Raw genomic sequence first — 22,012 nt, forward strand, 5'->3', positions numbered from 1 at the left:
GTCCACACACCAGGGAGAACAGTCATGACCCCCTCACCCACACCCACCCCGTCGGTCCCCGACATCCTCCGCTGCGCCTACATGGAGATCGTCGTCTCCGACCTCGCCCGGTCGCGGGAGTTCTACGTCGACGTCCTCGGTCTCACGGTCAGCCGTGAGGAGGACGACGCCCTCTACCTCCGCGCCGCGGAGGAGTTCATCCACCACAACCTCGTGCTGCGCGTCGGGCCGGAGCCGGCCGTCGCCGTCTTCGCCTACCGGGTCCGGTCGGCGGCCGACGTCGACCGCGCGGAGGAGTACTACCGCGCCCTCGGCTGCCGCGTCGAGCGCCGCGCCGACGGGTTCGTCCACGGTGTCGGCGACGCGGTGCGCGTCGAGGACCCGCTGGGCTTCCCGCTCGAGTTCTTCCACGGCATCGAGCACGCCGAGCGGCTCGCCTGGCGCTACGACCTCCACACCCCGGGCTGCCTCGTCCGCCTCGACCACTTCAACCAGGTCACCCCGGACGTGCCGAAGGGCGTGGAGGTCATGGAGGCCCTCGGCTTCCAGGTCACCGAGGACATCCAGGACGCGGAGGGCACGCAGTACGCGGCGTGGCTGCGCCGCAAGCCGACCGTCCACGACACCGCCATGACCGGCGGCGACGGCCCGCGGATGCACCACGTGGCCTTCGCCACCCACGAGAAGCACAACATCCTCGCCATCTGCGACCGGCTCGGCGCGCTCCGCCGCTCCGACGCCATCGAGCGCGGCCCGGGGCGGCACGGCGTCTCCAACGCCTTCTACCTGTACCTCCGGGACCCCGACGGGCACCGCGTCGAGATCTACACCCAGGACTACTACACGGGTGACCCGGACAACCCCCGGGTGACGTGGGACGTCCACGACAACCAGCGCCGCGACTGGTGGGGCACGCCCGTCGTGCCCTCGTGGTACACCGACGCCTCCCGGGTGCTCGACCTCGACGGCAACCCCGTCCCGCTCGTCACCCGCGAGGACCCGTCGGAGATGGCGCAGACGATCGGCGCCGACGGCTTCGCCTACACCCGCCCCGGCGAGGAGCTGCCGTCGTGGAAACGGCGCCCCGCGCCCGACGCCACCCCGGACGCCGGGGCCTGAGCCCCACCCACCCACCGACCTGAACGACCTGAAGGAGGCACACAGTGCTGGAACCGGCCACCCTCGACACCATCGCCGCCGAGCTCGCCACCGCCGAACGGGACCGGACGACCGTGCCGCTGCTCACGGCACGCCACCCGGACATGACGGTGGAGGACTCCTACGCCGTCCAGCAGGCCTGGACCCGGCGCGCCGTCGCGGCGGGGCGTCGCGTCGTCGGCCGGAAGATCGGCCTGACCTCGAAGGTCATGCAGGACGCGACCGGGATCACCGAACCGGACTACGGGACGATCCTCGCCGACCAGGTCCACGAGACGGGCGCGGTCGTCGAGCACTCCCGGTACTCGAACGTGCGCATCGAGGTGGAGCTCGCCTTCATCCTCGGGGCCCCGCTCGAGGGTCCGGGGACGACGCTGACCGACGTCCTCCGCGCCACCGAGTACGTCACCCCGGCCCTGGAGATCCTCTCCTCCCGGGTGGACATGGAGGGCCGGACGATCGTCGACACGATCGCGGACAACGCCGCGCTCGGCGGGGTCGTCCTCGGCGGGCGTCCGGTCCGCCCGGACGCCGTCGACCTGCGGTGGGTCTCCGCGGTCCTCCACCGCAACGGGGTCGTCGAGGAGTCCGGCGTCGCCGCGGCGGTCCTCGACCACCCGGCGCGCGGGGTCGCGTGGCTCGCCGACCGGCTCGCCGGCCACGGGGAGTCCCTCGAGGCCGGGCAGGTCATCCTCGCCGGGTCCTTCACCCGGCCCGTGTGGGTGTACCCCGGGGACACCGTCCAGGTGGACTACCGGGAGCTGGGGGTGGTGACGTGCAGTCTCCGCTAGAGCTCCCGCCGACGTTCGCCGACCGGCTCGCCGGCCCCCGGCCGCTCACCGGCATGTGGGTGTCCTCCGGGTCCGCGACGGCGGCGGAGATCCTCGCCGCGTCCGGCCTGGACTGGCTCCTCATCGACGGGGAGCACTCCCCCTACGACCTCGGCACGGTGACGGACCTGCTCCGGGCCGTCGCCCCGTACCCGGCGACGCCCGTCGTCCGGGTGCCCGTCGGGGACACCACCGTCATCAAGCGGTACCTCGACCTCGGCGCCCAGAACCTCATGGTCCCGATGGTGGACTCCGCGGCGGACGCCGAGGCCGTCGTCCGGGCCACCCGCTACCCGCCGGAGGGGGTGCGGGGCGTCGGCAGCGCCCTCGCCCGCTCGGCCCGCTGGAACCTCGTGCCCGGCTACCTCGCGCGCGCGGCCCGGACGGTGAGCGTCACCGTCCAGGTCGAGTCCGCCGCCGCCGTCGACGCGGCCGCGGACATCGCCTCCGTCGAGGGCGTCGACGCGGTCTTCGTCGGCCCGTCCGACCTCGCCGCGTCGATGGGGCACCTGGGCGACCAGTCCCACCCGGACGTCGTCGCCGCGGTGACCCGCGCGCTCGACGCCGTCCGCGGGACCGGCACCCCGGTCGGGGTCAACGCCTTCGACCTCACCCTCGCGCGCCGGTACGTCGACGCCGGCGCGTCCTTCGTCCTCGTCGGGGCCGACGTGCAGCAGCTCGCCGCGTCGGCCGTCACCCTCGCCGGGACCTTCCGCGGCGGGGACCCCGGCACCGCCACCACCGGCACCACCGACCCCACGAAAGGCTGACGCCCGTGAACCCCCCGACCCCCCTCAGAACCCTGCCCCCGGACGTCCCCACCGGCCTCCTCATCGGCGGGACCTGGCGTGACGGCGGCGACGAGCCGCTGGCCGTCGAGAACCCGGCGACGGAGACGACGCTCACGCACGTCGCCACGGCCACCGCCGGGGACGTCACCGCCGCCCTCGACGCCGCGTGCGCCGCCCAGGAGGACTGGGCGCGCACCCCGTCGGCGACCCGCGCGGCGCTCCTCGGCCGCGCCTTCGAGGCCGTGACGGAGCGGGCGGAGGACTTCGCCACGGTCATGACCCTGGAGATGGGCAAGACCCTCGCGGAGGCCCGGACCGAGGTCACGTACGGCGCGTCCTACCTGCGGTGGTTCGCCGGCGAGGCGGACCGGGACTTCGGCCGGTACGCGCCGTCGCCGGCGGGGGCGCTCCGCGTCCTCACGCTGCGGCGTCCCGTCGGCCCCTGCCTCCTCATCACCCCGTGGAACTTCCCGCTGGCGATGGCGACCCGCAAGATCGCCCCGGCCCTCGCGGCGGGGTGCACGATGGTCCTCAAGCCGGCGTCGCTCACGCCGCTGACGTCGCTGCTGCTCGCGGACGTGCTCACGGAGGCCGGCCTGCCGCCGGGGGTGCTCAACGTCGTGTCGTCGCAGCGGGCGTCGACGGTGTCCGGCACGCTCATGACCGACCCCCGGCTGCGGAAGGTCTCGTTCACGGGCTCGACGCCGGTGGGCCAGGTGCTGCTGCGGCAGGCGGCGGACCGGGTGCTGCGCACGTCGATGGAGCTCGGCGGGAACGCGCCGTTCCTCGTCTTCCCGGACGCGGACCTCGACGCCGCGGTGGCCGGGGCCGTCGCCGCGAAGATGCGCAACGGCGGCCAGGCGTGCACGGCGGCGAACCGGTTCCTCGTCCACGAGGACGTCGCCGCGGAGTTCACGGCCGCGTTCGGCGAGACCGTCGGGCGGCTCACGGTCGGTGACGGCACGGACCCGGCCACGGACTGCGGCCCGCTCGTCGACGGCCGCGCGGTCGCGTCGGTCACTGAGCTCATCGACGACGCCGTGTCCCGCGGGGCCCGGGTCGTCACGGGCGGGGACGCGCCGGCGGGTCCCGGCCACTACGTCCGGCCGACGGTCCTCGCGGACGTGCCCGCCGACGCGCGGGTCGTCCGGGAGGAGATCTTCGGCCCGGTCGCGCCGGTCCAGACCTTCCGCACCGAGGAGGAGGCCGTGGCCATGGCGAACGACACCGAGTACGGCCTCGCGTCGTACGTCTTCACCGGCGACCACGACCGGGTGCTGCGGCTGTCGGAGTCCCTGGAGTTCGGCCTGCTCGGCGCGAACGCCGGGGTGATCTCGGACGCCTCGGCCCCGTTCGGCGGGGTGAAGATGTCCGGCACGGGCCGGGAGGGCGGCCCCGAGGGCCTGGAGGAGTACACGTCGGTCCGGTACGTCGGCTACCCGGACCCGTGGCGGTGACGGGCGGCCGCCCGGCCCCTACACTGGCCGCATGACCACTCAGGAGATCTCCGTCTCCCGCACCGTCGCCGCCGCCCCGGACCGGGTGTGGCAGATCGTCTCCGACCTCGGTGCGATGGGGCGGCGCAGTCCGCAGTGCCGCAGCATGACCGTCCTCGGGTCCCGCACGGGTCCGGGGACGGTCACCGTCAACGTCAACCGGCGCGGCCCGCTGGTGTGGGTGACGTGGGCGGTCGTCACCCGGTGGCGCCGCGACGAGGTCGTCGAGTTCCGGATCCCCCTCAACGGCTCGCGGTGGCGGTTCGAGCTCGCCCCCGCCGGGGAGGGCACGCTCGTCACGGAGCGCCGGCTCGTGGAGGGGAGGACGACGCCGCTCTCCCGGGTGGCGGTCGCGCTCGCCCTCGGTGGGGAGGCGTCGTTCGAGCGGGAGCTCCGCGCGGGCATGGAGGCGACGCTCGACGCCGTCGCCCGGGAGGCGGAGGCCGCGCCGTGACGTGCGGGGACCGCCACCCGGCAGGGTAGACTGACCCGCTGACAGACCGTTCACGTGAAAGGACAGGAAACGATGGCGCTCACCGTCACCATCGAGGTCCCCAAGGGGTCCCGCAACAAGTACGAGATCGACCACGAGACGGGGCAGGTGCACCTCGACCGGTACCTGTTCACCGCGATGGGCTACCCGGCGGACTACGGGTTCATCCCGGGCACCCTCGGTGAGGACGGCGACCCGCTCGACGCGCTCGTCATCATGCCGGAGCCGGTGTTCCCGGGTGTCGCCGTGAAGGCCCGCCCGGTCGGCGTGTTCAAGATGACCGACGAGGCCGGCGGGGACGACAAGCTCCTCTGCGTCCTCGACGACGTCCGCTACGAGCGCTTCCGGGACATCTCCGACGTCGACCAGTTCACCCGCGACGAGATCGAGCACTTCTTCGTCCACTACAAGGACCTCGAGCCGGGCAAGTCCGTGCAGGGCTCCGGCTGGGGTGACGCGGCGGAGGCGCAGCGCATCCTCGACGAGGCCGTCGCGCGCCACGGCTGAGGTCGGCGCGGGTACACTGTGGCGGCATGAGTGACTTCGAGACCGTGCAGCCCACAGACGTGCCCGAGGGCGCCCAGCTCATCGACATCCGGGAGCCGGACGAGTTCGCGTCGGGTCACGCCCGCGGGGCCGTGAACCTCCCCCTCTCCGAGCTCCAGGCCCGGTACGGCGAGCTCGACCTCGACCGGGACATCTACCTCATCTGCCTCTCCGGCGGCCGGTCCTCCCGGGCCGCCGCGTGGCTGGAGCAGAACGGCGTCGAGGCGATCAACGTCGCCAACGGCACCGCCGGGTGGCGGGACGCCGGACTGCCGATGGAGACCCCGGGCGCGTGACACCCGGTCCCGGAACCCCCGGATTACTGGGTAACCCCTACAATTACCGCTCCCACGCTTTTGCGCGGTAGCATCGGCCCATGGCCGAATCCCTCCCTCTCCCCCCGGACCTCCTGTCCTCCCCGTCGTTCCAGCTCGAGCGCCTCCGCCGTCGCACCCGCGACGTCGTCGAGGCCGAGCTGGCGACGAAAGGGTTCAACCTCCGGGAGTACTGGGTGCTGACGTGCCTCGTGGCGGGCGACGCGGCGAGCCAGTCCGCCCTCGGCGAGGTCCTCGGCGTCGACCGCTCGGACATGGTCCGGCTCGTCGACGCCCTCGAGAAGCGCAGCCTCGCCAAGCGCGTCAAGGACCCGGCGGACCGCCGGCGCCAGATCATCTCCGTGACGAAGAAGGGCCGCAAGGCCCACGCGGAGCTGCGCCCCCTCGTCCACGACGCCGAGGACGCCGCGCTCGACGAGTCCACGTCGAAGCAGCTCAAGCACCTCAAGAAGCTCGCGAAGTCCATCATCGCCGCCGAGGACGACTGACGTGACGGTCCCCCCGCAGTACCTCCGCTCCGCCGCGGCCCCCGCCCCGCGGAACCTCGTCGACGTCCTCCGCGCCACCGCCGCGCGCTGGCCGGACGCCGCGGCCGTCGACGACGGCCGGGGCGTCCTCAGCTACGCCGAGCTCGTCGCCGAGGTCGAGGACGGCGCCCGCCGTCTCGCGGCGCTCGGGGTCCGGCGCGGGGACCGCGTCGGCGTGCGGATGCCCTCGGGGGACCGCGCCCTCTACACCGCGATCCTCTCCGTCCTCGCCGCCGGGGCCGCCTACGTCCCCGTCGACGCCGACGACCCGGAGGAGCGCGCCGAGCTCGTCTTCGGCGAGGCGGGGATCGTCGTCCTCCACGGTCCCGACGGACCCGTCCGCACCGACGGCACACCCCCGCCGGACACCGACCCGGACACCGCGCCGGAGCCCGACGGCCCGACGCCGGACAGCGACGCCTGGATCATCTTCACCTCCGGCTCGACGGGCCGCCCGAAGGGCGTCGCCGTCACCCACCGCAGCGCCGCGGCGTTCGTCGACGCCGAGGCGGACCTGTTCTGCCGCGACGAGCCGCTCGGCCCGGACGACCGGGTGCTCGCCGGCCTGTCCGTCGCCTTCGACGCGTCGTGCGAGGAGATGTGGCTCGCGTGGCGGCACGGCGCGTGCCTCGTCCCCGCGCCCCGGGCGCTCGTCCGCTCGGGCGTCGACCTCGGACCGTGGCTCATCTCCCGGGGCGTCACCGTCGTCTCCACCGTCCCCACCCTCGCGGGCCTGTGGCCGGACGAGGCGCTCGACGCCGTCCGCCTCCTCATCTTCGGCGGCGAGGCGTGCCCGCCGGAGCTCGCCGCCCGGCTCGCGACCCCGGACCGGGAGCTGTGGAACACCTACGGCCCGACGGAGGCGACGGTCGTCGCGTGCGCCGCGCCGATGGACGGCGTCTCCCCCGTGTCGATCGGCCTGCCGTTGGCCGGCTGGGACCTCGCCGTCGTCGACGCGGACGGCGCCCCCGTGCCCGTCGGCGGCACCGGTGAGCTCGTCATCGGCGGCGTGGGCCTGGCCCGCTACCTCGACCCGGAGAAGGACGCGGAGAAGTACGCCCCGGCCCCGACCCTCGGCTGGGAGCGGGCGTACCGCTCCGGCGACCACGTCCGGCTCGAGGAGGACGGCCTGTACTTCGTCGGCCGCGTCGACGACCAGGTGAAGATCGGCGGCCGCCGCATCGAGCTCGGGGAGGTCGACGCCGCGTGTTCCGCGGTGCCGGGCGTCCGCTCGTCCGCGGTCGTCGTCCGGACGACCGGGGGCGGCGACCGCGTGCTCGTCGCCTACGTCTCCGGCGACGTCACCCCGGACGACGCCCGCGCCCACCTGCGGGACAGCCTCCCCGCGGCGATGGTGCCGCGCGTGTGCGTGCTCGACGAGCTGCCCGTGACGACGTCCGGCAAGGTCGACCGGAAGGCCCTGCCGTGGCCGCTGCCCGCGCAGGGGCCGGCGGGCGACGGCTTCTCCACCCCCACCGAGGAGTGGCTCGGCCGGCTGTGGTCGGAGTCCCTCGGCACGGAGGTCGCGGACGCGGACGCGGACTTCTTCTCCCTCGGCGGCACGTCCCTCGGCGCGGCGACGCTCGTCGCCCGCGTCCGCGAGGTCGCCCCGACGGTGTCGGTGCGCGACCTCTACGACCGCAGCCGGCTCGGGGCCTTCGCCGCCTTCGTCGACGACCACACGACCGGGGCGGCGGAGGACACCCCGCTGCCCCGGCCCGTCGGCGCGCGGACGCGCCTGCTCCAGGCGCTCATCCAGGTTCCCGCGATGACGCTCGTCGGGGCGCGGTGGCTGACGTGGCTGCTCGTCGCCGACGCGGTGCTCGGCGTCGGCGGGGTGCCGTGGTGGCTCGCGCTCGCCGCCGTCGTGGTCGTCGTCACCCCCCTCGGCCGCCTGCCGCTGAGCGCGGCGGCCGTCCGCCTCGTCACCCGCGGCGTCACCGCCGGCGACCACCCGCGGGGCGGCTCCGTCCACCTGCGGCTGTGGGCGGCGGAACGGATCGCGGACACGTCCGGCGCGCGCGGCCTCGCCGGCGCGACGTGGATCACGACGTACGCCCGGTGGCTCGGCGCGGACGTCGGCCGGGGTGTCCAGCTCCACACGCTGCCCCCGGTGACGGGGATGCTCACCCTCGGCGACCACTGCTCCGTCGAGCAGGAGGTCGACCTCCGCGGGTACTGGGTCGACGGGGACGTCGTCCACGTCGGCCCCGTCAGCGTCGGCCCGGGCGCGACGGTCGGGGCCCGCTCCACCCTCCTGCCGGGCACGCGGATCGGCCGCGACGCCCACGTCGAGGCGGGGTCCTGCGTCACGGGCGACCGGAAGGTCAAGGCCCGGAGCCGGTGGGCCGGCTCGCCGGCCGCGAAAGTCGGCCGGGCGCGGCACCGCTTCCCGGACCAGGCCCCGCCGCGCCGCCGGCACTGGGTCGCGGTGTACGGCGTGAGCAGCGTCGTCCTCGACCTGCTCCCCCTCGTCGCCCTCCTCGTCGGCGCGGCGGCGGACCTCGCGGCGACGACGGCGCTCACGGGCACGCCCCTGTCCGGCGCGGACGCGGGCTGGGTGCTCACGGCGGTGCTCCTCGGCGCCCCGGCCGGGCTCGTCGTCTTCGCCGCGTACACCGCGCTGACGTGGCTGCTCGTGCGGCTGCTGTCGCTGGGCCTCCGGCCCGGGGTGTGGCCGGTGCGCAGCCACCGGGGCTGGCGGGTGTGGGCCGTCGAGCGGCTCATGGACGCCGCCCGGACGCACCTGTTCCCCCTGTACGCCGCGCAGCTCACCCCGGCGTGGTTCCGGAGCCTCGGCGCGACCGTCGGCCGGGACGCGGAGATCTCCACCGCGGTCATGGTCCCCCGGTTCACCGAGGTGCGCGACGGGGCGTTCCTCGCCGACGACACGATGGTCGGCGGCTACGAGCTCGGCGGGGGCGGCTGGCTCCTCACGGGGCCGACGCGCGTCGGCAAGCGGTCGTTCCTCGGCAACTCGGGCATCGCCGCCCCGCAGCGCACGTTGAAGAAGAACAGTCTCGTCGCGGTGCTCTCGTCGACGCCGCGGAAGGCGAAGGCCGGGTCGAACTGGCTGGGCAGCCCGCCGGAGCGGCTGCGTCGGGTCGAGGTGGACACCGGGGGGTCCGACGAACGCACCTACCGGCCGTCGTTCCGGCTCAAGGCCGCGCGCGGGGTCGTGGAGACGCTGCGGCTCACCGCCCCGATGACGTCCGCGCTCATCGCGGCGGCGGTCCTCGCGGGCCTGCAGTGGCTGCTCGTCGCCGCCGGCGGCGGGCTCGGCGGGGCGGCGGTGGCGCTCGTCCTGTCCGGCCCGGTGCTCGCCGCCGCGGGCGCGGTCGCCGCCGTCGTCACCGTCGCCGTGAAGTGGCTGTGCGTCGGGCGGATCCGGGCGGGCGACCACCTGCTGTGGTCGGGGTTCGTGTGGGTCAACGAGCTCCAGGACCAGTTCGTCGAGACGGTCGCGGGGCCGTGGTTCCTCAGCCACACCTCGGGCACGGCGAGCCTGTCGGTGTTCCTCCGCGCGCTCGGCGCCCGGATCGGGCGCGGGGCGTGGATCGAGAGCTACTGGCTGCCGGAGGCGGACCTCTGCGAGATCGGCCGGGGCGCGACCGTCGGCCCCGGGTGCGTCGTGCAGACCCACCTGTTCCAGGACCGGGTCATGAGCCTCGACCGGGTGACCGTCGGGGACGGGGCGACGCTCGGCCCGCACTCCGTCGCCCTCCCGGCGTCGTCCCTCGGCGCGGGGACGACGGTCGGCCCGGCGTCACTGGTCATGCGCGGCGACCGGCTGCCCGCGCACACCCGGTGGCAGGGCAACCCCGTGGAGACGGTCGCCGACTAGTCGCCGATCTGGTCCCGGCCCCGCTTGACGATCCGCGGGTCCGGCTCCCCCACGACGGCGTGGTCCTTGCCCGTGTACTCGAACTTGCTGAGGACGTAGCGCATGGCGTTGATGCGGGCGCGCTTCTTGTCGTTCGACTTGATGGTGATCCACGGCGACTCGTTGGTGTCCGTGTACCGGAACTGCTCCTCCTTCGCCCGGGTGTAGTCGTCCCACCGGTCGAGGGAGGCGAGGTCCATGGGCGAGAGCTTCCACTGGCGGACCGGGTCGACCTGGCGGATCGCGAAGCGGGTGCGCTGCTCGGTCCGCGTGACGGAGAACCACAGCTTCGTCAGGCTGATGCCCGAGCCCATGATCATGTTCTCCAGCATCGGCACCTCGCGGAGGAACTCCGCGTGCTGCTCGTTCGTGCAGAAGCCCATGACCCGTTCGACACCGGAGCGGTTGTACCAGGAGCGGTCGAAGAAGACGATCTCCCCGCCCGCCGGGAAGTTCTGGATGTACCGCTGGAAGTACCAGGAGGTCGCCTCCCGGGGGGACGGCTTCTCCAGGGCGACGGTCCGGGCGCCGCGGGGGTTGAGGTGCTCGTTGAAGCGCTTGATCGTGCCGCCCTTGCCGGCGGCGTCCCGGCCCTCGAAGAGGATGATGTGCTTCTGGCCGGTCTCCTTCGTCCAGTTCTGCCACTTCAGCAGTTCGATCTGGAGGGAGCGCTTCGTCGTCTCGTACTCGTCGCGGCTCATCCGCTCGTCGTAGGGGTAGTTCTCACGCCAGGTGTCGACGCGGTGACCGTCCGGGGTGATGAGGACGGGGTCGTCCTCGTCCGAGTCGTCGACGATGTACCCCTCGGTCGCCGCGAGGTCGACGACGTGGAAGCCCTCCCCCGGGGTGTCCGCCGAGCCGTCACGTGGTCCGCTGCTGTTCGCCATGGGCTCCATCGTAGTGGCACGACCGGCCCCGGCACCGGACAACGGCGGTGGGTGCACCCGCGGACACGCGAAAGGCCCGGCACAGAGGCCGGGCCTTTGATCCACACCTCACCGGCGTGGACCGCGAGCTCCCGATTACTTGGTGGAGCTGGACACGACGGTGAGGACGTCCTTGAGGCCGGAGAAGAGGTCCTTCAGGCCGGAGAAGAAGGTCTTGACCTGGCCGACGATGTCGAGGATCTGCTGCATGGGGTACTCCTTCGATGAGGCGCCGGCCCCTGTGGCGGACCGGCGGAACAGTGTGGAGGCACCCATGGTCAGGTGCCCGCCAAGAAGATTAGCACCACATCTGCAGCGCGCAAGTCGGACGGGGTCAGAAGCCGCCCATGCCGCCCATCTCGTCGCCGCCCGGCATCGCCGGGGCGCCCTCGGGCTCCGGCTTGTCGGCGACGACGGCCTCGGTCGTGAGGAAGAGCGCCGCGATGGAGGCGGCGTTCTGCAGCGCGGAGCGGGTGACCTTCACCGGGTCGGAGATGCCGACCTCGAGGAGGTCGACGTACTCGCCCGTCGCGGCGTTGAGGCCGCGGCCCCGGTCGAGGTTCGCGACCTTGTCGACGACGACGCCCGGCTCGAGGCCCGCGTTGTGCGCGATCTGCTTCAGCGGGGAGGACAGCGCGGCGCGGACGATCTGCACGCCCGTCGCCTCGTCGCCCTCGAGGCCGAGGTTGTCGTCGAGCACGTGCGCGGCCTGGAGCAGCGCGGCGCCGCCACCGGCGACGATGCCCTCCTCCGCGGCGGCCTTCGCGTTGCGCACGGCGTCCTCGATGCGGTGCTTGCGCTCCTTGAGCTCGACCTCGGTCGCGGCACCGACCTGGAGGACGGCGACGCCGCCGGAGAGCTTCGCGAGCCGCTCCTGCAGCTTCTCCCGGTCGTAGTCGGAGTCCGCGTTCTCGATCTCCTGGCGGATCTGCTTGATCCGGCCGGCGAGCTGCTCGGAGGAGCCGGCGCCGTCGACGATCGTCGTGTCGTCCTTCGTGACGACGACCTTGCGGGCCGAGCCGAGCAGCGGCAGGTCGGCGGTCTCGAGGGAGAGGCCGACCTCCTCGGCGATGACCTGGCCGCCGGTGAGGATGGCGATGTCCTGGAGCTGGGCCTTGCGGCGGTCACCGAAGCCCGGGGCCTTGACGGCGACGGACTTGAACGTGCCGCGGATCTTGTTGACGACGAGGGTGGACAGGGCCTCGCCCTCGATGTCCTCGGCGACGATGAGCAGCGGCTTGCCGGACTGCATGACCTTCTCGAGCAGCGGGAGCAGGTCCTTGACGGACGAGATCTTCGAGGAGACGAGGAGGATGTAGGGGTCCTCCAGGACGGCCTCGCCGCGCTCGACGTCGGTGGCGAAGTAGCCGGAGATGTAGCCCTTGTCGAAGCGCATACCCTCGGTGACCTCGAGGTTCACGCCGAAGGCGTTGGACTCCTCGACGGTGATGACGCCGTCCTTGTTGAGCTGGCCGTCGCCGACCTTGTACATCGCCTCGGCGATGAGCTCACCGATCTTCTCGTCGGCGGCGGAGATGCCGGCGGTCGCGGCGATCTGCTCCTTGGTCTCGATCTCCTTGGCGGACGCGAGCAGCTCCGCCGTGACCTTCTCCACGCCGGCCTGGATGCCGCGCTTGATGCCCATCGGGTTGGACCCGGCGGCGACGTTGCGCAGCCCCTCCTTGACGAGGGACTGGGCCAGGACCGTGGCGGTCGTCGTGCCGTCACCGGCGACGTCGTCGGTCTTCTTCGCGACCTCCTTGACGAGCTCGGCGCCGATCTTCTCGTAGGGGTCCTCGAGCTCGATCTCCCGGGCGATGGTGACGCCGTCGTTCGTGATGGTGGGCGCACCCCACTTGCGCTCCAGGACCACGTTGCGGCCCTTGGGGCCGAGGGTGACCTTCACCGCGTCCGCCAGGGTGTTCAGACCCTTCTCGAGACCGCGGCGTGCTTCCTCGTCGAATGCAATCATCTTAGCCATGAGGCTCCTGATCCTCCGTTACAGATTTGGACGCGACACGTGCGGATCAGACCCAGCGCCCGCGACGGCACGGACGGACGGTTGTCGCGACGTCCACCCTCACTGCATCTGACTGGTGACCGTCACCGCCGGGGCCCACGGTCCCGGGTCGGACGACCCGGGATCTGGCACTCACACAGTGACAGTGCTAACCCCGTTTCTAGCAGTCCCCGTGCCCGAGTGCAAGGGATGTCGGCGGCCCCCGACGGGTTCCCGACGGGATGTCGGCGGGGCCGCGGACCCGGGTGCGTAGGGTGACGGACATGAGCACCGACAGCACCCTCACGCCCGCCGCCGCGCGGGCCGCCCTCGACGCCCAGATGCCGTTCATCCGCGACGCCCTCACCGAGCTCGTGGCCTTCCGTTCCGTCCACTCCGCCCCCGGGCTGGAGGAGGACAACGCCGCCGCCGCGGCCTGGGTCGTCTCCGCGTTCCGTGACGCAGGGGTCCCCGTCGAACCCCACCTCACCAGCGACGGGACGACGAGCGTCATCGGCCTGCGCGAACCGGCCCCGGGCCACCCGACGATCCTCCTCTACTCCCACTTCGACGTCCAGCCCGCGTCGGACACCACGCACTGGACGTCCTCCCCGTGGGAGCTCACCGAGCGCGACGGCCGGTGGTACGGCCGCGGGGCCGCCGACTGCAAGGGCAACCTCGTCATGCACCTCGGCGTCCTCCGCGCCCTCCGCGAGCTCACCCCCGACCACCCCGAGCTCGGCCGCATCGGCGTGCGCGTCGTCGTCGAGGGCTCGGAGGAGCGCGGCGGCCACGGCCTCGAGGACCTCCTCGCCGCGCGCCCGGAGCTCTTCGCCGCGGACACCTTCCTCATCGCGGACTCCGGGAACGACGCCGTCGGCGTCCCCTCCCTCTGCACCGCCCTCCGCGGCTCGGCGCCCGTGACGGTCCGGCTCCGCACGCTCGAGCAGCCCGTCCACTCCGGACAGTTCGGCGGGGCCGCCCCGGACGCCCTGCTCAGCCTCGTCCGGCTGCTCGCGACCCTCCACGACGACGACGGCCTCCTCGCCGTCGAGGGGCTCGCCTCCGACGCCCGGTGGGAGGGTCGGGGTCCCGACGCCGCCACCTTCCGGCGCGACGCCGGTGTCCTCGACGGCGTCGACCTGCCCGGCGCGGCCGCCGGCCTGCGGCCCGACGACCTCACCGTCGCCCGCGCCTCCGTGACGGTCACGGGGCTCGACGCCCTGCCCGTCGACGACCCGGTCAACGCCGTGCCCGCCGAGGCCGCGGCCGTCGTCCACCTCCGCGTGCCGCCGGGGACGGACCCGACCGCCGCGCAGGACGCGCTCGTCCGGCACCTCGAGGCGAACGTCCCGCTCCACGCCCGGCTCACCGTCGAGCGGGGCGAGGTCGCCGCGCCGTTCTCCGCCGACCTCACCGGGCCGGCGCTCGCCACGCTCTCCGACGCGCTCGCCGACGCGTACGGCCGGGACACCGACCCGGGCGTGGAGACGGTGCACATCGCCTCCGGCGGGTCGATCCCCCTGTGCACGTCCCTCCTCGCCCGGCACCCCGACGCGGAGCTCGCCCTGTTCGGCGTCGAGGAGCCCGCGTGCCGCATCCACTCCTCCGACGAGTCCGTCGACCCGACGGAGATCCACGCGATCGGCACGGCGGAGCTGCTCTTCCTCGCGCGGACGGCCGCCGCCGGACGGTGACGCGCCTTGCCCCCCGCGATGTGACCTGGCTATCATGTGCCACCATGATCATCGTTTCCCGGCGAGTAGCCCACCCGGGTGGAGGCGCGGACTGACCCCTCCACCCCGGGGTCGTCCACGCACGCTCGCCAGGGTCGGTCCACCGCACCGACCGCCCGGGACCGCCGACGGTCCCGCAGACCAAGGGAACAGTCCATGATGTTCAGCGACAGGGAAGACCACATGTCCTCCGGCACCCTCATCCGCTTCGCCCGCGCCGAGCAGGCGCAGCAGGCCCAGCCCTCCCCCGCGACGTACAGCGTGCAGCCCGGCAGCCGCCGGTCCACGTCCGTGACGTACCGCGGGGCCACCCCCACCCGCATCGAACGCCGCCGGCAGCGGACCCGCACCTACGCGGAGGACCCGTTCCGCGCCCGCTTCGGCCGCCGCCTCCCCACCGGCATGCGCCAGGAGGCCCGCGGCATGGCGTGGCGGGAGTTCGTCGCCACGTACGCCCCCGGCCGGATCCGCGTCGACGGCATCCGCTCCGTCCGCCGCGCCACCGGGCGGCACGACATCGACCTCGCGGTCACCGGCCTCCGCGCCGACGGCCACGGCACCCGCGCCGCCGTCACCGCGATGGGCACGGTGAGCGCCGTGACCCAGGTGCTCGGCGACCACGGCCGCCCCGTCGAGATCCTCGAGTTCCACCAGTACGAGATCTTCGAGGCGACGGTGACGTTCCTCTACACCGTCCACGGGACGACGCGCGTGTGGGCCGTCGGCTTCGGGGCCGACCGGGACCTCTCGATCGCCGCGGCCCTCGCGAACGCCGCGTCGCGGCTCCACCCCTGAGCGTCACACGCTCCGGCGCAGCGCCTCCACCGTGAGGTCGACCGCGGCGACCCACGCCCGCGGCTGGGTGAACCCCTCCTCCGCCCCGGCGTCGCCGCGGGTGCGGGTGCCCGGCTCGAGCGCCGCCCCCGCGGCCCGCGCGGCCGCCCGCTGGAGCTCGTAGTCCCCGCCCCGCTCCATGAGCCGGCGCACGTCCGCCAGCTCCGTCGCGCAGCCGAGCTCCGCGGCGAGGGGCGCGAGGCGGTCGAGCCACAGGTCGAGGTCCTCCCGCACGGGGCGTTCCGTCGTCTCCCGGTCGGTGATGACGAGCGCGTCGAGGCCGTAGCGCGCCGCCCGCCACTTGTTCTCCGCCACGTGCCACTGCTGGAGGGTCGGCAGCCGCTCGCCGTCCCGCCAGCGGCGCTCGTAGTGGACGACGAGGCAGTGGATGAACGCCGCGATCGCGCCGACCTCCCACACCTCCATCGTCGCGTCGGCGAACCGCACCTCGACCGTGCCGAAGCGGGACGGCCGGACGTCGAAGTGCATCGACCCGGTGTGGTTGATGACCCCGGACCGGTCCTGGTCCCGGTTGAAGTCCTCCCACTCCCCCCAGTCCCGGAACTGGTACGGCATCCCGGCCGTCGGCAGCTGCCGGTAGAGCAGCGTGCGGTTCGACGCGTAGCCGGTGTCCAGCCCCTCCCACGCCGGCGAGCTCGCCGAGAGCGCGAGGATGTGCGGGTACTGCATCATGACCGCGTTGATGACCGGCCACACCCGGTCGCGGCCGCCGACGCCGACGTGGACGTGGATGCCCCAGATGAGCATCTGGCGGCCCCACCACTGCGTGCGGTTGATGATCTCCTGGTAGCTCGACTTCCCGCTGAGCTCCTGGTCCCCCCAGTGGGCGAAGGGGTGCGTCCCCGCGGAGAAGAGGTCGACGCCGACCGCGTCCGCGCACGCGTACAGCTGGGTGAGCTGCTCGCGGAGGTCCGCGACGGCCCCGGGGACGGCCTCGTGCACCCCCGTCACCATCTCCACCGTGTTCGCGAGGAACTCGCGGGTCACCCGGTGTCCGGGGAACCGCCGGTCCATCTCGGCGACGAGCTCGGCGGCCCGCGGGGTGAGGTCACGGGTCACGGGGTCGACGAGGGCGAGCTCCCACTCGACGCCGACGGTCGGTCGGGAGGACGGAAAATCCATGTCAGGGATACTACCGCAGGTCCCGGGTCGTCACGACGACGACGTTCGAGGGGCCGGGGCCGTCGAGCATCGCCGCGCCCGCGAGCTGGCGGTCGATGCCCGCGTCCCGCTGCCGCGCGGTGATGTGGAGGTCCGCGGCGATGGCCTCGGCGGCGGCCTTCGCCTCCGCGTTCCCGCCCGGGTAGAGCACGACGGACTCCGGGAAGGCCCCGGCCTCGTCGGGGAGGTTGCCGTAGCCGGTGCGGGACCAGCGGTCCTGCTTCAGCTTCGCCGCGGTGTCGCTGGCCAGCCCCTGGACGGGGCTGTTGTTGAGGACGGTGACGACGGTGCGCCCGCGGTCGACCTCGACGTCACCGCCGGACTGCGCCGACTGGCCCGACTGGCCCGCCTGCCCCGACTGCTGCGCCGCGCCGTCCCGGCCGGACTGCTGCGACTGCTGGGCTTGGCCCGGCTGCTGTGCCGCGCCGGACTGGCCCGGCTGCTGCGCCGGCGCGGACGGGGCGGCGGGCGCGGCGGGGTCGGCCCCCTCCGTCGGCGCCGCCGCGGGCGCGGACGCCCCGGCGGCCCCGCGGCCGGGCTGCTGCGGGGACGACGCGGCGGCGGCGTCGGAGCCGTCGGCCCCGTCGTCGCCCCGGCCGGAGAAGAACGAGTACGCGCCCCAGGCGATGAGGAGCACGGCGACGGCCGTGAGGATCATGGCCAGCCCGCGGAGCGGCGGGCCGGAGCGCTCCGCCTCCGGGGCGTCGGGGTCGGGGGACGCGGCGGCCCCGGCGGGGACGGCGGCGGGGTCGTCCCCGAGGAGGAAGTCGTCGTCGTCATCGAGGGAGTGGCGTGGGCGGTGCGATGAAGTCACGCACCAATACTAACTTCAGTCACACTCCCCCGGTACCCCGCCTCCCCGGCCCGGTCCGCCCCGCCCCTCAGCCCTCCCGGCGCCGGAGCAGCGTCCGGACGAGCACCGGGTCCTCCGCCAACGCCTCCGGCCGCTCGATGAGGGCGTTGAGCTGCTGGAAGTACCGCACCGGCGTGACACCGAAGCGACGGCGGATCTCCTCGTCCCGCGCTCCCCGGCGGCGCCACCACCGCCGTTCGAAGGCGAGCATCTCCAGGTCGCGCTCGCTGAGGCGACCGTCGTCACCTCCCCTGCCCACAGCATCCATGACCCCCGATCCTACGACCCCGCCCCCGCGCCGGTTGCCCCGGGAGCACCCGGTCGGGGATTCTGTGCTCATGACAGTTCTCCCCATCGTCATCTGCGGCGACCCCGTGCTCCACACGCCGACCGCGCCCGTCACCGCGTCGCCGGAGGAGCTCGCGGAGCTCATCGCGGACATGCACGAGACCATGGACCGCGCGCACGGCGTCGGCCTCGCCGCGAACCAGGTGGGCGTCGGCTCCCGCCTGTTCGTCTACCACTGCCCCGACATCGACGGCCCCGACGGCACCCGCAAGAGCGAGGAGGACATCGAGGCGCAGGGCGGGCCGATGCGGCGCGGCACCGTCGTCAACCCCGTCCTCGAGACCTCCGCCGTCCCCGAGACCATGCCCGACGAGGACGAGGACTCCGAGGGCTGCCTCTCCGTCCCCGGCTACGACTTCCCCACCGGCCGCGCCGACTGGGCCCGCGTCACCGGCACCGACGAACACGGCCGGCCCGTGAGCGTCGAGGGGTACGGCTTCTTCGCCCGGTGCCTCCAGCACGAGGTCGGCCACCTCGACGGCTTCCTCTACACCGACATGCTCATCGGCCGGTACCGGCGGGCCGCCCGGAAGGCCGTCAAGCGGGAGGGGTGGACCGTCGGCGGGCTGACGTGGACCCCGGGCGAGACCCCCGACCCCTTCGGGCACGACGACTGACCGCCGCCGTGACCCCCCGCGACACCTCCTGGTCCGCCGCGCACGCCGGGGCGCGCGACGCCGGCCTGCCGTTCCCCGTCTCCCGGTGGACCGACCCCGTCTCCGTCCGCCCCGGCGTGCGCGTCACCGTCCGCCGGGCGACCGGCCGCCGCGCCGCCTCCGGACGGCCCGGGGTCACCGACGTCATCGGCACGCTCGTGTCCGTCGACCCGCTGCGGGTGCGCACCGGCACCGGCCCCGACGGCGCGGACACCGTCGAACTCATCCCCGCGGCGGACGTCGTCGTCCTCAAGACCCTCCCCGCGGCCCCCGTCCGGACCTCCGACATCCGCGCCGTCGAGGAGGCCACCGCCGCCGCCTTCCCCGGCACGAGCAACACGTGGGTCGACGGGTGGCTCGTCCGCGCCGGCGACGGCATCACCGAGCGGTCGAACTCCGCGGTCCCGCTCGGGCCGGGGGCGGGGACGTCGCCGGTGCCGCTCGACGGGATCCGGGACTTCTACCGCCGCCACGACCTGCCGACCCGCCTGCTCCTCCCCGACCGGCTCGGCCGCCCGGCCGAACCCCTCGCCGGGGCGCCGGGGGTCGACCGCGGCCCGGAGATCATCGTCATGACCCGGCCGCTGACGGACCTGCCGCCGGACCAGCCCAACCCGCTCGGCGCGCGGCTGGAGCTCCTCGACCGGCCCGACGACGCCTGGCTCAGCCTGTACCACTTCCGGGGGCGGCCGCTGCCGGAGCGGGCGTTGCGCCTGCTCGCCGACCGGATCGACGGGGAGCTCGTCTTCGCCCGGCTCACCGTCGGCGGCGAACTCGTCGCCGTCACCCGCGGCACCGTCACCGCCGGCGGGGACCGGAGGTTCCTCGGGTACTCCGCCGTCGAGGTCGCCCCGTCGCACCGGCGGCGGGGGCTCGGCCGGCTGCTCACCGCGGCGATGCTGCACTGGGGTGCCGGGGAGGGGGCCGACGCCGCCGCCCTGCAGGTCGTCGCCGGGAACACCGCCGGCCGCGGGCTGTACCACTCGCTGGACTTCAGCGAGCACCACCGGCACCGCTGCCTCACCCTCCCCGACGGCTAGTCTGTAGCCATGCGCATCGCGACGTGGAACATCAACTCCGTCCGCACCCGGGAGGACCGGGTCCGGGACTTCCTCCGCCGCTCCGACGTCGACGTCCTCTGTCTCCAGGAGACGAAGTGCACGGACGCGCAGTTCCCGGACTTCTCCGACACCGGGTACGCGCAGGCCCACCACGGGCTCCACGCGTTCAACGGCGTCGCCGTCCTCAGCCGCGTCGGCCTCGACGACCCCCGGCACGACCTCGGCCAGCCCGGGTTCGCGAAGGACCCCTTCGCCCCGCAGGAGCAGGAGGCCCGGGCGCTCGGCGCGGTGTGCGGCGGCGTCGAGGTGTGGAGCCTCTACACGCCGAACGGGCGGGAGATCGCCGACCGGCACTACACGTACAAGCTCGACTGGCTCGACGCCGTGCGCCGCTACGCCGCCGCCGGCCCGACCCCGCTGTGCCTCGTCGGGGACATGAACATCGCCCCGACGGACGCCGACGTGTGGGACCCCGCGGTCTTCGCCGGGCGCACGCACGTCACCCCCCGGGAGCGCGCGGCGCTGGCCGCCCTCGGCGACGCCGGGCTCACCGAGGCGACGGCCGACCTCCACGGCACGTGGACGTACTGGGACTACCAGGGCGGACGCTTCCGCCGCGACGAGGGGATGCGCATCGACCTCCAGTTCACCCGCGGGCTCACGGTCGAGCGGGCGTGGGTGGACGTCGGGGAACGCCGCGGGAAGGGCGCGTCCGACCACGCCCCCGTCATCGTCGACTACACCGTCGACGGGACGACGGGCGGGCACGGGGCATGACCGGGGCGAACATCCTGTCGACCGTCGGCGAGTCGCTCGTGTCGGTCCCCTTCGTCGGCAGCCTCCTCCAGGACGGCCTGGAGTGGTGGCAGGTCGCGCTCATCGTCCTCGACTACCTGCTGAAGTTCATCGCGCTCGGCTGGGTGCCGAAGGACCGCCGGCCGACGAGCGCGATGGCGTGGCTGCTCGCCATCTTCCTCCTGCCGTTCGTCGGCATCCTCCTGTACTTCCTCATGGGCTCGCCGTACATCAACCGGCGGCGCCACCGGATCCAGGACCGGGCGAACGAGCTGCTCCGGACGATCACCCGCGACGAGCCGGACGTCCCCCCGGGCGCCGAGCTCACCGAGGAGCTCACCTCGCTGGTGAAGCTCAACCGGGCGCTGACGGCCATCCCGGCGACGACCGGGTCGCTCGTCGACCTCCACCCCGACTACGACGCGTCGATCCGCGCGATGGCGGACGCGGTCGACCGGGCGGAGACGTACGTCAACGTCGAGATCTACATCATGGCCTGGGACGACACGACCGACGTCTTCTTCCGCGCGCTCGAACGGGCCGTCGCGCGCGGGGTCAAGGTTCACCTCATGTTCGACCAGGTCGGCAGCTGGAAGTACCCCGGCTACCTCTCCCTCGGCCGGCGGCTCGACGAGATCGGCGTCGAGTGGCTCATGATGCTGCCGCTCAAGCCGTGGCGCTGGCGGTTCCGCCGCCCGGACCTGCGCAACCACCGCAAGATCGTCGTCATCGACGGGCACACGGCGTTCATCGGCAGCCAGAACATGATCGACTCCAGCTACCTCACGTCGGCGAACCGCCGCTCCGGCCGCCGGTGGGTCGACGTCATGGCCCAGGTCACGGGCCCGGTCGTGACGATCATCGACTCGGTCTTCGCGGTGGACTGGTACACGGAGTCCAAGCAGGAGCTGTCGGTGAGCTCGCCGACGGAGCTCACCCGGTGGCTCGACGAACGCACCGACGACGACGCCCTCCCGGACTCGGGTGCGGACATCCTCCAGATCATCCCGTCGGGCCCGGGGTTCACGACGGAACCGAACCTCCGGCTGTTCACCTCCGTCGCCCACCACGCCAAGCACCGGCTCCAGCTCGTCAGCCCGTACTTCATCCCCGACGAGTCGCTCCTCGAGGCGGTGACGACCGCCGCCTACCGGGGCGTGCAGGTCGAGCTCTACGTCTCCGAGAAGGCGGACCAGGCCCTCGTCGGGCACGCGCAGTCGTCGTACTACGAGGCCCTCCTCCGGGCCGGCGTGGAGATCCACCAGTACCCGGCCCCCGCCGTGCTCCACTCGAAGTTCGCCCTCGCCGACGACGAGATCGCGCTCATGGGCTCGTCGAACATGGACATGCGCTCCTTCGGCCTCAACTACGAGATCACCGTGCTCACCACCGGCGGCGACCTGCTGACGTCGCTGCGGCGGCTCGCGGCGACGTACAAGGAGCGCAGCCACCGGCTCACCCTCGAGGAGTGGTCCCGGCGCCCCTGGTACCTCCAGTACCTCGACAACGTCGCCCGGCTGACCTCCGCCCTCCAGTGACCGCCCCCCGGTGACCGGGGCGGGG

General features: G+C 73.6%; 21 protein-coding genes. 15 read left to right on the top strand and 6 right to left on the bottom strand.

Annotated features, from left to right (window positions below):
• Positions 1–24 precede the first annotated feature (24 nt).
• From hpaD to CBOVI_RS08910, 9 genes are all read left to right on the top strand, one after another.
• Positions 25–1,119 carry a 3,4-dihydroxyphenylacetate 2,3-dioxygenase gene (gene hpaD / locus CBOVI_RS08870; RefSeq protein WP_010265166.1) on the top strand — a complete coding sequence of 365 codons (1,095 nt, stop codon included), beginning with the start codon at positions 25–27 and terminating at the stop codon, positions 1,117–1,119.
• 44 nt (positions 1,120–1,163) lie between these two features.
• Positions 1,164–1,949 (top strand): 2-oxo-hept-4-ene-1,7-dioate hydratase, encoded by a 786-nt coding sequence (gene hpaH, locus CBOVI_RS08875; RefSeq protein WP_010265162.1) that lies wholly within the window; start codon positions 1,164–1,166, stop codon positions 1,947–1,949.
• Positions 1,934–2,758: an HpcH/HpaI aldolase family protein gene (locus CBOVI_RS08880; RefSeq protein ID WP_010265158.1), complete on the top strand. Its 825-nt coding sequence runs from the start codon at positions 1,934–1,936 to the stop codon at positions 2,756–2,758. The genes hpaH and CBOVI_RS08880 overlap by 16 nt, the downstream gene beginning before the upstream one ends.
• 5 nt (positions 2,759–2,763) lie before the next feature.
• Positions 2,764–4,236 (top strand): NAD-dependent succinate-semialdehyde dehydrogenase, encoded by a 1,473-nt coding sequence (locus CBOVI_RS08885; protein ID WP_010265155.1) that lies wholly within the window; start codon positions 2,764–2,766, stop codon positions 4,234–4,236.
• Positions 4,237–4,267: 31 nt separating this feature from the next.
• The gene (locus CBOVI_RS08890) at positions 4,268–4,729 is read left to right on the top strand and encodes an SRPBCC family protein (protein ID WP_010265151.1); all 462 of its coding nucleotides are present in this window, start codon (positions 4,268–4,270) and stop codon (positions 4,727–4,729) included.
• Positions 4,730–4,801: 72 nt separating this feature from the next.
• The gene (locus CBOVI_RS08895; protein WP_010265146.1) at positions 4,802–5,275 is read left to right on the top strand and encodes an inorganic diphosphatase; all 474 of its coding nucleotides are present in this window, start codon (positions 4,802–4,804) and stop codon (positions 5,273–5,275) included.
• Between the two features lie 26 nt (positions 5,276–5,301).
• Positions 5,302–5,610 carry a rhodanese-like domain-containing protein gene (locus CBOVI_RS08900; RefSeq protein ID WP_010265143.1) on the top strand — a complete coding sequence of 103 codons (309 nt, stop codon included), beginning with the start codon at positions 5,302–5,304 and terminating at the stop codon, positions 5,608–5,610.
• Between the two features lie 80 nt (positions 5,611–5,690).
• The gene (locus tag CBOVI_RS08905) at positions 5,691–6,137 is read left to right on the top strand and encodes a MarR family winged helix-turn-helix transcriptional regulator (protein WP_010265140.1); all 447 of its coding nucleotides are present in this window, start codon (positions 5,691–5,693) and stop codon (positions 6,135–6,137) included.
• A gap of 1 nt (position 6,138) precedes the next feature.
• Complete coding sequence (locus CBOVI_RS08910; protein ID WP_183273634.1) at positions 6,139–10,020, top strand: Pls/PosA family non-ribosomal peptide synthetase; 3,882 nt, start codon at positions 6,139–6,141, stop codon at positions 10,018–10,020.
• On the opposite strand, the gene ppk2 is transcribed toward CBOVI_RS08910, so the two are convergent.
• From ppk2 to groL, 3 genes are all read right to left on the bottom strand, one after another.
• Positions 10,017–10,946 carry a polyphosphate kinase 2 gene (ppk2, locus tag CBOVI_RS08915; RefSeq protein WP_010273121.1) on the bottom strand — a complete coding sequence of 310 codons (930 nt, stop codon included), beginning with the start codon at positions 10,944–10,946 and terminating at the stop codon, positions 10,017–10,019. The two genes, CBOVI_RS08910 and ppk2, sit on opposite strands and share 4 nt — an antisense overlap.
• A gap of 135 nt (positions 10,947–11,081) precedes the next feature.
• Positions 11,082–11,195 (bottom strand): PorACj family cell wall channel-forming small protein, encoded by a 114-nt coding sequence (locus CBOVI_RS08920; RefSeq protein WP_010273119.1) that lies wholly within the window; start codon positions 11,193–11,195, stop codon positions 11,082–11,084.
• A gap of 124 nt (positions 11,196–11,319) precedes the next feature.
• A complete protein-coding gene (groL, locus tag CBOVI_RS08925; RefSeq protein ID WP_029158035.1) occupies positions 11,320–12,966 on the bottom strand; it encodes a chaperonin GroEL in 1,647 nt (548 codons plus the stop codon).
• Between the two features lie 302 nt (positions 12,967–13,268).
• On the opposite strand from groL, the gene CBOVI_RS08930 reads away from it, so the two are divergent.
• Both CBOVI_RS08930 and CBOVI_RS08935 read left to right on the top strand, forming a co-directional pair.
• A complete protein-coding gene (locus CBOVI_RS08930; protein ID WP_010273113.1) occupies positions 13,269–14,681 on the top strand; it encodes a dipeptidase in 1,413 nt (470 codons plus the stop codon).
• Between the two features lie 222 nt (positions 14,682–14,903).
• Positions 14,904–15,515 carry a hypothetical protein gene (locus CBOVI_RS08935; protein WP_043363023.1) on the top strand — a complete coding sequence of 204 codons (612 nt, stop codon included), beginning with the start codon at positions 14,904–14,906 and terminating at the stop codon, positions 15,513–15,515.
• Positions 15,516–15,518: 3 nt separating this feature from the next.
• Here CBOVI_RS08935 and CBOVI_RS08940 read toward each other — a convergent pair whose 3' ends face one another.
• From CBOVI_RS08940 to CBOVI_RS08950, 3 genes are all read right to left on the bottom strand, one after another.
• On the bottom strand, positions 15,519–16,697 hold the full coding sequence (locus CBOVI_RS08940; RefSeq protein ID WP_010273107.1) for a glutamate--cysteine ligase: 1,179 nt from the start codon (positions 16,695–16,697) through the stop codon (positions 15,519–15,521).
• 10 nt (positions 16,698–16,707) lie between these two features.
• On the bottom strand, positions 16,708–17,550 hold the full coding sequence (locus CBOVI_RS08945) for a LytR C-terminal domain-containing protein (RefSeq protein ID WP_125186137.1): 843 nt from the start codon (positions 17,548–17,550) through the stop codon (positions 16,708–16,710).
• A gap of 67 nt (positions 17,551–17,617) precedes the next feature.
• A complete protein-coding gene (locus tag CBOVI_RS08950) occupies positions 17,618–17,857 on the bottom strand; it encodes a DUF3263 domain-containing protein (protein ID WP_050798198.1) in 240 nt (79 codons plus the stop codon).
• Between the two features lie 70 nt (positions 17,858–17,927).
• Between CBOVI_RS08950 and CBOVI_RS08955 the strand changes: the two genes are divergently transcribed.
• Genes CBOVI_RS08955 through cls form a run of 4 tightly spaced genes read left to right on the top strand, consistent with a single transcriptional unit; the run spans position 17,928 to position 21,987 of the window.
• Positions 17,928–18,554, top strand: a complete 627-nt coding sequence (locus CBOVI_RS08955) for a peptide deformylase (RefSeq protein ID WP_029157751.1) — start codon at positions 17,928–17,930, stop codon at positions 18,552–18,554.
• An 8-nt stretch (positions 18,555–18,562) separates the two neighbouring features.
• Positions 18,563–19,633: an N-acetylglutamate synthase, CG3035 family gene (locus CBOVI_RS08960; protein ID WP_010266190.1), complete on the top strand. Its 1,071-nt coding sequence runs from the start codon at positions 18,563–18,565 to the stop codon at positions 19,631–19,633.
• A 9-nt stretch (positions 19,634–19,642) separates the two neighbouring features.
• Positions 19,643–20,431, top strand: a complete 789-nt coding sequence (locus CBOVI_RS08965) for an exodeoxyribonuclease III (protein ID WP_010266191.1) — start codon at positions 19,643–19,645, stop codon at positions 20,429–20,431.
• Positions 20,428–21,987, top strand: a complete 1,560-nt coding sequence (gene cls, locus CBOVI_RS08970) for a cardiolipin synthase (RefSeq protein ID WP_010266193.1) — start codon at positions 20,428–20,430, stop codon at positions 21,985–21,987. Before CBOVI_RS08965 ends, cls begins: the two co-directional genes overlap by 4 nt.
• Positions 21,988–22,012 lie beyond the last annotated feature (25 nt).

Source organism: Corynebacterium bovis DSM 20582 = CIP 54.80, assembly GCF_030408615.1.
In the GTDB taxonomy this organism is placed as follows: domain Bacteria; phylum Actinomycetota; class Actinomycetes; order Mycobacteriales; family Mycobacteriaceae; genus Corynebacterium; species Corynebacterium bovis.

Excerpts from the sequence above, each read along its gene's own strand:
- hpaD (WP_010265166.1), top strand. The coding sequence starts at position 25 with ATGACCCCCTCACCCACACCCACCCCGTCGGTCCCCGACATCCTCCGC.
- CBOVI_RS08900 (WP_010265143.1), top strand. The coding sequence starts at position 5,302 with ATGAGTGACTTCGAGACCGTGCAGCCCACAGACGTGCCCGAGGGCGCC.
- CBOVI_RS08940 (WP_010273107.1), bottom strand. The coding sequence starts at position 16,697 with ATGGATTTTCCGTCCTCCCGACCGACCGTCGGCGTCGAGTGGGAGCTC.
- ppk2 (WP_010273121.1), bottom strand. The coding sequence starts at position 10,946 with ATGGCGAACAGCAGCGGACCACGTGACGGCTCGGCGGACACCCCGGGG.
- CBOVI_RS08955 (WP_029157751.1), top strand. The coding sequence starts at position 17,928 with ATGACAGTTCTCCCCATCGTCATCTGCGGCGACCCCGTGCTCCACACG.
- cls (WP_010266193.1), top strand. The coding sequence starts at position 20,428 with ATGACCGGGGCGAACATCCTGTCGACCGTCGGCGAGTCGCTCGTGTCG.
- CBOVI_RS08965 (WP_010266191.1), top strand. The coding sequence starts at position 19,643 with ATGCGCATCGCGACGTGGAACATCAACTCCGTCCGCACCCGGGAGGAC.
- CBOVI_RS08905 (WP_010265140.1), top strand. The coding sequence starts at position 5,691 with ATGGCCGAATCCCTCCCTCTCCCCCCGGACCTCCTGTCCTCCCCGTCG.
- CBOVI_RS08920 (WP_010273119.1), bottom strand. The coding sequence starts at position 11,195 with ATGCAGCAGATCCTCGACATCGTCGGCCAGGTCAAGACCTTCTTCTCC.
- CBOVI_RS08930 (WP_010273113.1), top strand. The coding sequence starts at position 13,269 with ATGAGCACCGACAGCACCCTCACGCCCGCCGCCGCGCGGGCCGCCCTC.
- CBOVI_RS08895 (WP_010265146.1), top strand. The coding sequence starts at position 4,802 with ATGGCGCTCACCGTCACCATCGAGGTCCCCAAGGGGTCCCGCAACAAG.
- groL (WP_029158035.1), bottom strand. The coding sequence starts at position 12,966 with ATGGCTAAGATGATTGCATTCGACGAGGAAGCACGCCGCGGTCTCGAG.
- CBOVI_RS08950 (WP_050798198.1), bottom strand. The coding sequence starts at position 17,857 with ATGGATGCTGTGGGCAGGGGAGGTGACGACGGTCGCCTCAGCGAGCGC.
- CBOVI_RS08935 (WP_043363023.1), top strand. The coding sequence starts at position 14,904 with ATGTCCTCCGGCACCCTCATCCGCTTCGCCCGCGCCGAGCAGGCGCAG.
- CBOVI_RS08890 (WP_010265151.1), top strand. The coding sequence starts at position 4,268 with ATGACCACTCAGGAGATCTCCGTCTCCCGCACCGTCGCCGCCGCCCCG.